Consider the following 7,208-nt stretch of genomic DNA (forward strand, 5'->3'; position numbering starts at 1 on the left):
GCTTCCATGAGTCGGGCGTTTATCGCCACGACGACGGTCGAAAGTGACATCAGGATCGCGCCGACCGCGGGACTCAGGAGGACGCCCCAGCCGTACAATACGCCCGCCGCGAGTGGGATCGCGACGATGTTGTAGCCGGAGGCCCACCACAGGTTCTGGACCATCTTCCGATGGGTCTTTCCCGCCAGGTCGAGGAGCGCCGAGACGTCCCGGGGATCCGACCGGACCAGGACGATGTCGGCCGATTCCACCGCGACGTCGGTCCCGGCGCCGATGGCGATGCCGACGTCCGCCGTGGCCAGCGCGGGTGCGTCGTTCACGCCGTCCCCGGTCATGGCGACCTTGAGACCGCGCTCCTGGAGCTCCCGGATCCGGTCGGCCTTTTCGTCCGGCAGCACCTCGGCGAAGACCTCGTCGAGCCCCAGGCGGGATGCGATCGACTCGGCGACTTCGCTCGAGTCCCCGGTCAGCATGAGGACCCTGAGGCCCAGCGACTGCAGCTCGGCCACCGCGGCGCGGGATTCCTCGCGGAGGACGTCGGCCAGGGCGATGGCTCCCACCAACTCGTCGTCGCGGACCACGTAGACGACGGTCCGTCCGCCCACCGCCAGCTCGTCGGACTCGGGGATGGCGAATCCGGCGCCTGCGGCTCCTCCCGGACTCAGGACGCGCACGGAGTGCCCCTCCACCCGGGCCTCGACTCCGCGCCCGGTGGCGGAGCGGAAGCCCTCCGAATCGGGAATCCCGAGCTCGCGGCTGGCGGCCTCGGAGACGATGCCGACCGCTATCGGGTGCTCGGAGTGCACCTCCACCGCCGCGGCCAGGCGCAACAGCTCGTCCTCGTCGATCCCGGGCTCGGCGCGGACGGCGTCCACGCCGAAGCGCCCCTCGGTGAGCGTGCCGGTCTTGTCGAAGACCACGGCGTCCAGATCGCGCGCACGCTCGAAGGCGGCCCGGTCTCGAATGAGGAGTCCCTGCCTGGCCGAAAGACTCGTCGAGACGGCGACCACGAGCGGCACGGCCAAGCCCAGCGCGTGCGGGCAGGTGATGACCATCACGGTCACCATTCGCTCCAGGGCGAAGGAGAACTCGAAGCCGAACGCGAGCCACGCGACCAGCGTCAGCGCGCCGGCGGTGATGGCCAATCCGGCGAGCCAACGGGCGGCGCGGTCGGCCAGGTCCTGACTTCGCGAGCGGCTCTCCTGCGCCCGGCGCACGAGCTCCACGACCTGATTGAGGTAGCTCTCCTCGCCGGTCCCGGTGATCTCCACCACTAGCGATCCCTCGCCGTTGACCGAGCCCCCGATCACCTCGTCGCCGGCTTTCTTGGATACCGGGCGACTCTCCCCGGTGAGCATGGACTCGTTCACGCCGCTCCCGCCGTCCCGGACCACGCCGTCACTCGGGACCTTCTCGCCGGGCTTCACGCGCACCCGATCGCCCGACCGGAGCTCGGCCAGCGGCACGTCTTCCACCGCGCCGTCCGCGAGAATCCGGTGCGCGACGTCGGGCATCAACTCGATCAGCGACTCGAGCGCTCGGGACGCGCCGAGCACCGAGCGCATCTCGATCCAGTGACCCAGGAGCATGATGTCGACCAGGGTCGCCAGCTCCCAGAAGAAGGTCTTCCCAGGCACCCCCGCGACGACCGCCACGCTGTATGCGAAGGCCACGGAGATGGCCAGCCCTATCAGCGTCATCATGCCGGGCTGGCGCTCGCGGAGCTCGTCGAAGAGCCCCTTCAGGAAAGGCCAGCCGCCGTACCCGTAGACCGCCGTGGCGAAGGCCGCCTGGACCCAGCGATCTCCCGGAAAGGAGAGCGCGTCCTGAAGCCCCAGGGCGCCCCGGATGAGCGGCGCCAGCGCCAGCACCGGAAGGGAGAGGACCAGGGAGATCCAGAACCTGCGCTTGAAGTCCTCCGCCATCATCCGGTGATGGTCGGCGTGGTGTTCGTGGTCCATCTATCCCTCCCTGCGCACCTGACGCCGGCGCCAGATCTGGTAGACCGCCGGCAGCACCGCCAGCGTCAAGACGGTGGCGCTCACCATGCCGCCCACCATCGGCGCCGCGATTCGCTTCATGACGTCCGCCCCGGTGCCGTGGCCGAACAGGATCGGCATGAGGCCGGCCGTGATGGCCAGCACCGTCATGACTATGGGACGCAGCCGCTCGCACGTGCCCTCGATGACGGCCGCCGAGACGTCGTCGGCGGTACGCATTTCGCCCCGGTCCCTACGCCCGTAGAAGGCCTCATCGAGGTAGATCAGCATCACGACGCCGATCTCGGCGGCCACACCCGCGAGCGCGATGAGGCCTACCCATACGGCCACGCTGGTGTTGTAGCCCAGGAGCCAGAGGAACCAGATGCCCCCGACCAGCGCGAAAGGCAGCGTCAGCATGACGATGAGCGACTCGGACACGCGCCCGAAGTTCAGGAAGAGCAGCAGGAAGATGATGCCGAGCGTCAGGGGCACGACCACCCGCATCTTCTGTCGCACGCGCTGCATGAACTCGTACTGACCGCTCCACTCCAGCGTGTAGCCGGCCGGAAGGGAGAGCTGGGCGGCCACCGCGGCCCGGGCTTCCTCCACGTAGCCCCCCACGTCGCGCTCGCCGATGTCGACGAACACGGTGGTCATGGGGAAGGCGTTCTCGGTCTTCACCGCCATCGGACCCTGCTGCACCTCGACCGAGGCCACCTGACCGAGGGGTATCTGGGCGCCGTTCGGCGCTGGCACGAGGACGTCGCGGATCTTCTGGACGTCGTCGCGCAGCTCACGCGGGTAGCGGACGTTCACGCTGTAGCGCTCTCGCCCCTCAACCGTGGTGGCGGCATTCACCCCGCCCACCGTGGCCATGATGGCCTGGTGGATCCCGCCCACGTTGAGATCGTAGCGGGCGGCCTCCGCTCGGTCGATGTTTATGTCGACGTAGTAACCGGACACGCCCCGTTCCGCGAAGGCGCTCCGGGTCCCCGGCACCCCTCCGACGATCTGCTCGACCCGTTCGCCCAGCGACTGCAGGACCTCCAGGTCCGGCCCGAAGATCTTGACTCCGACGGGCGTACGGATGCCGGTGGCCAGCATGTCGATGCGGCCCTTGATCGGCATGGTCCAGGCGTTCGTGACGCCGGGCAACTGGACCGCCCGATCCATCTCGTTGACGAGCTCCTCGTAGGTGAGGCCCGCTCGCCATTCCTCCTCGGGCTTCAGCTCGATGGTGGTCTCCCACATATCGAGCGGGGCCGGGTCGGTGGCGGTTTCGGCGCGACCGGCCTTGCCGAACACCGTCTCCACCTCCGGGAAGCCGGCCAGGATGCTGTCCTGCATGCGCATGATCTCCCGAGCTTGCTGGATCGACGCCCCGGGGACCGTGGTGGGCATGAAGAGGATGGATCCCTCGTGCAGCGGGGGCATGAACTCGCTACCCAGACGCCGCCAGGGAAGGACCGTCGCGCCCATGATGACGACCGAAGCGAGAACCACGGCCCAGGGCCGGCGCGTCACGCCCCGGATGACCGGCCGGTAGATCGCCTGCAGGACCCGGCTGATGGGGTTCCGGGATTCGGGACGGATGTTGCCGCGCACCAGATACCCCATGAGCACGGGCACAAGCGTAATGGAGAGCAGCGCCGCGCCCGCCATGGCGAACGTCTTGGTGTACGCCAGCGGCTTGAAGAGACGTCCCTCCTGCGCCTCGAGCGCGAACACGGGCAGGAAGCTGAAGGTGATGATCAGGAGCGAAAAGAAGAGGGGCGGGCCCACCTGCTTCGTGCTCTCCAGCACCACCTCCCAGCGGTCCGCCCCCGGACCCTTGCGCTCCAGGTGCTTGTGCATGTTCTCGATCATGACGATCGAGGCGTCCACCATGGCGCCGATGGCGATCGCGATCCCGCCCAGGCTCATGATGTTGGCGTTCACCCCGATGACCCGCATGACCATGAACGAGATGAGGATGCCCAGCGGCAGCGTGATGATCGCCACGAGCGACGAGCGGAAGTGGAGCAGGAACAGAATCGCCACCAGCGCCACGATCAGCGACTCCTCCAGGAGCTTCTCCCGGAGGTTGCCGATGGCGCGCTCGATCAGCGAGGACCGGTCGTACGTCGTGCGTAGCCGCACGCCCTCCGGCAGCCCGGCCCGTATCTCTTCCAGCTTTTCCTTGAGCCGCCCGATCGTGCCGTAGGCGTCCGAGCCGAAGCGCATGATCACGATCCCGGCCACGACCTCACCGCGACCGTTCAGGTCCGCCGCCCCGCGCCGGGGCGCCGGGCCTAGCTGAACGCTGGCCACGTCGGCCACGCGGATCGGGGTGCCGTTCGCGGTCGCGCCCACCGCCACGTTCTCGATGTCCTCGATCCCGCCCAGATAGCCCAGGCCGCGGATCATGTACTCGCGCCCGCCCATCTCCAGCACGCGGGCGCCGATGTCGACGTTGTGCGAGCCGATGGCCTCGACGACCCGGGTCACCGGGATGTCGAAGGCGCGTAGTCGCTCGGGGTTCACCTCGACCTGGTACTGGCGCTCGAAGCCGCCCAGGCTGGCCACCTCGGACACCCCCGGGACCGAAGTGAGCTGGTAGCGCAGGTACCAGTCCTGCAGGCTGCGCAGCTCGGCCAGGTCCATGTCGTCGGATTCCAGCACGTACTGGAAGACCCAACCCACACCCGTCGCGTCCGGGCCGAGCGTCGGCTCCACCCCCTCGGGCAGCATGGGCCGAATGCCGTTCAGGTACTCCAGCACGCGCGAGCGCGCCCAATAGATGTCGGTCCCGTCCTCGAAGATCACGTAGACCAGGCTGAGCCCGAAGAAGCTGAAGCCGCGTACCACCTGGGCACCGGGCACCTTCAGCATCTCGGTCGTGATCGGGTAGGTGACCTGATCCTCCACGATCTGGGGCGCCTGTTCGCTGAAGTCGGTCTGGATGATGACCTGCACGTCCGACAGGTCCGGGATGGCATCGAGCGGGGTGTTGACCATGGCCCACAGGCCGCCACCGATGATCGCGAACGAGGCGATGATCACCAGAAGTGGATTCCGGACCGACCACTCGATGATCCGGCTAATCATTGTGACTGCCGCCGTCGTGGGCCGAGTCGCCCGCGCCCTGCGCGGCGGCCGCGGTGTCGGGCTCGATCCCCGAGCGGTCCTGCATCCCGGGCATGCCGCCGCTCCCGCCCAGTCGGGACTCCGCGTCCACGAGGAAGTTGGCCGAACCCACGACCTCCGTTCCTTCCTCCAGACCGGAGAGGATCTGGACGTGGCCGCCCGCGGCCTGGCCGAGCACGACCTGCTGCGGACGGAGCGTTCCGTCGGGTTCGTGCACGAAGACCAGGTTGCGCTCCCCGGTGACGATGACGGCGTCCAGCGGCACCGCCAGCACGTCGTCCCCGATCACGACGTCGAAGAACACCGTCACGAACATTCCCGGCTTGAGCCGGAGTTCGGGGTTGGCCAGGGTGACCCGCACTCGGTTCGTGCGGGTCTGGACGTCCACCGTCGGGTACACGAAGGCGACCCGTCCCATGATGTGCTCGCCCGGGTAGGCGGAGACCTCGATGTGCGCCGGGGTCCCCTCGCGGATGAGCTGCAGGTCCTGCTCGAAGACGTCGCCCTCGACCCAGACGACGGAGAGGTCGGCGAGGCGGTAGAGCAGCGTGCCTGGCTCTACCCGCTGGCCTTCCACCACCGGCTTCTCCAGCACGACGCCGTTCACGGGCGAGACCAGGGTGAGGGTGCGCCGCACCTCGCGCGACTCGATCAGCCGGTCGATCTGCCCCGTCGTGATGTCCCAGAAGTCCAGTCGGCGGCGCGCCGCGGAGAGCATCGCCTGCGCACTCCGGTAGGCTTCCGTGGCCGACGTGTCAACCTGCTCGGCCAGCCGCAGGGCGGTCAGCAACTGCTCCTGCGCGGCGACCAGCGCGGGAGAGTAGAGGGTCAGGAGTGGTTGCCCGCGGCGGACGCTTTCTCCGGTGGTCCCGACCAACAGCTTCTCCACGAAGCCGTCCACCTTGGGCGTAACCGTGGCCTCGGCGGACTCCGCCGCTTCGATCCGGCCCACGGTGCGAATGGCTCGCTCCAGCGGCATGCGCCGGACGACGGTGTAGGTCACGCCGAGCGCGCGTTCCTGCTCGGCCGTGAGCATGACCGGCTCGCGCGTGCCCGGCGCACCCGCGCCGTGCTGAGTGTGGTCCACCTCCCCGGTGGACGTGTCCATGCCCTCCGATTCGACGCCGGCCATCTCCTGTTCGCCGGCCGGGGGGCGGGTGTCCCCGCCGCAGGCTGCCAGGGCGGGCATCAGCCAGAGGGCGAGCTTCGGAAGCGTCGCGCGAAGGTTGCTCATGGGGCCGTCTCCTCCAGCCGGCCGTCGAGGAATGCCTCGATCCCGGCCACGGCGATATGGTTGTCAGCGGACAGCCTCAGCCGCTCTATTTCGAAGCGGTTGACCGTCATCTGCATGTTCAGAAGCGTCATGAAGTCGACCCGCCCGACCTGGTATTCGGAGAGCGCGGCTGCCACGGCCGCCCGGGCCTGAGGCAGGATGGACGTGCCATACAGGCGTTCCAGCTCGAGCGCTCGATCGGCCGCGGCGCGCAGCTCCGTGAGCCGGGCGAAGGTCTCGTTCAGGAGCTCGAGCTCCTGGGCCTCGCGCAGCCGCAGCACGGCCTCGCTCTCGCGACGCATGGGCTGCTGCTTGGAGCCGCTGAAGAGGGGCAGGCTGACGCCGACGGAAATGGACGCCAGGTCGGCGAACCCGGAGCGATGGCCGTAGGCAGCCATCAGCGAGATGTCCGGCTTCGCGTTGAGGTCGGCGCCCCGTCGCGCCGCTTCGGCGGCACGGATCCGTTCGCGTGCGGCCGCCAGCGCGGGCCGGGCCACCGCGGCCCGCGCCATGAGCTCCTCGGTCGGCGGCAACGGGCCTCCGGTCGGCGGCAGCTCCACCGCGCCGAGATCCTCCTGGGGCCCGCGGCCCAGGAGCGCGTTCAGACGGGCCAACGTGGCGGTGCGGCGCTCCTCGAAGAGCGTCAGATCGCCCGTGGTTTCCGCCACGGCGATCTGCGCCTGGAGCACGTCCGCCTGAAGCCCGTCGCCCACCGCGTACAGGCTCTCGCTCACCTCCCGGAATCCCCGCAGCAGCTCGCGCGTGTCGCGCAGAGTCGCCGTGGCCCGGTCCAGGTACGCGATCTCGTAGTAGAGCTCGCGCACCCG

The 7,208-nt window shown here is 69.0% G+C and carries 4 protein-coding genes; all 4 read right to left on the minus strand.

Translation table 11 applies throughout. The features are described from left to right. The coding region (locus ABFS34_15180) for a copper-translocating P-type ATPase (protein MEN8376769.1) at positions 1-1,961 on the minus strand (1,961 nt) is incomplete at its 3' end. Continuing rightward, the gene (locus ABFS34_15185; protein ID MEN8376770.1) at positions 1,962-5,069 is read right to left on the minus strand and encodes a CusA/CzcA family heavy metal efflux RND transporter; all 3,108 of its coding nucleotides are present in this window, start codon (positions 5,067-5,069) and stop codon (positions 1,962-1,964) included. Continuing rightward, positions 5,062-6,342 carry an efflux RND transporter periplasmic adaptor subunit gene (locus ABFS34_15190; GenBank protein MEN8376771.1) on the minus strand — a complete coding sequence of 427 codons (1,281 nt, stop codon included), beginning with the start codon at positions 6,340-6,342 and terminating at the stop codon, positions 5,062-5,064. Before ABFS34_15190 ends, ABFS34_15185 begins: the two co-directional genes overlap by 8 nt. Beyond that, the coding region (locus ABFS34_15195) for a TolC family protein (GenBank protein MEN8376772.1) at positions 6,339-7,208 on the minus strand (870 nt) is incomplete at its 5' end. The genes ABFS34_15195 and ABFS34_15190, both read right to left, overlap by 4 nt.

The sequence above is a fragment of the Gemmatimonadota bacterium genome (genome assembly GCA_039715185.1).
Classification (GTDB): Bacteria; Gemmatimonadota; Gemmatimonadetes; order Longimicrobiales; family RSA9; genus DATHRK01.